The sequence below is a fragment of the Microbacterium sp. H6 genome, assembly GCF_003314775.1.
GTDB classification, from domain to species: domain Bacteria; phylum Actinomycetota; class Actinomycetes; order Actinomycetales; family Microbacteriaceae; genus Microbacterium; species Microbacterium oxydans.
Genome location: NZ_QOAY01000102.1, coordinates 30,826 through 32,153, shown reverse-complemented (window position 1 = coordinate 32,153; position 1,328 = coordinate 30,826). Strand labels below are relative to the sequence as shown.

Annotated in this window: 1 protein-coding gene; it reads left to right on the top strand. The window is 67.2% G+C overall.

From position 1 onward, the window contains the following. On the top strand, positions 1 to 1,328 hold a 1,328-nt coding region (gene lysS / locus DSP71_RS06990; protein WP_258546307.1), incomplete at both ends, for a lysine--tRNA ligase.

The following is a 1,328-nucleotide window of genomic DNA, read 5'->3' as shown; positions in this document are numbered from 1 at the left end:
ACGGCGACCTCGAAGCGGGTGCCGAGACCGGCGTCGTCGTCGGGGTCGCCGGCCGAGTGGTGTTCAGCCGCAACACCGGCAAGCTCTGCTTCGCCACCCTGCAGGCCGGCGACGGGTCGCGCATCCAGGCCATGATCTCGCTCGCGAACGTCGGCGAGGAATCCCTCGCGGACTGGAAGGAGTACGTCGACCTCGGTGACCACGTCTTCGTGCACGGTGAAGTCATCTCGAGCCGTCGCGGCGAGCTGTCGATCATGGCCGACGACTGGACGATCGCTGCGAAGGCGATCCTCCCGCTGCCCAACGCGTACTCCGAGCTCAGCGAAGAGGGCCGGGTGCGCAGCCGCTACCTCGACCTGATCGTGCGGGAGCAGGCGCGCAACACCGTCCGTGCTCGGGCCGCCGTGAACGCGAGCCTGCGTTCGACGTTCACGAGCCACGACTACCTCGAGGTGGAGACGCCCATGCTGCAGGTGCAGCATGGAGGAGCCTCTGCCCGCCCGTTCATCACGCACTCGAACGCGTTCGACACCGAGCTGTACCTGCGCATCGCGCCGGAGCTGTACCTCAAGCGCGCGGTCGTCGGCGGCATCGAGCGCGTCTACGAGATCAACCGCAACTTCCGCAACGAGGGTGCTGACTCGACGCACAGCCCCGAGTTCGCGATGCTCGAGGCCTATCAGGCGTACGGCGACTACAACCAGATGGCCGCGCTCACGCAGGAGCTCGTGCAGAACGCGGCGATCGCGGTCGCCGGCTCCACCACGGTGACCTGGGCCGACGGCACCGAGTACGAGCTCGGCGGTGAGTGGGACCGCATCTCGATGTACGAGTCGCTCTCGGCCGCTTCGGGTCGTGTCATCACCCCGCAGGACTCCGTCGAGGACCTCATCGCCTTCGCGGAGGCCAACGATGTGGATCTGCCACCGCAGGCCACCCACGGCAAGCTCGTCGAGGAGTTGTGGGAGCACTTCGTGAAGGGCGACCTCGTCCGCCCCACGTTCGTGATGGACTTCCCCGTCGACACGTCGCCCCTCGTGCGCGAGCATCGTTCGATCGCGGGCGTCGTGGAGAAGTGGGACCTGTACATCCGCGGCTTCGAACTGGCGACGGGATACTCCGAGCTCGTCGATCCCGTGATCCAGCGGGAGCGCTTCGTCGAGCAGGCCAAGCTCGCAGCACGCGGCGATGTCGAGGCCATGCCCGTGGATGAAGAGTTCCTTCGCGCCCTCGAGCACGGCATGCCGCCGTCCGGCGGGATGGGCATGGGGATCGACCGACTGCTGATGGCCATCACGGGTCTGGGCATCCGGGAGACCATCCTCTTC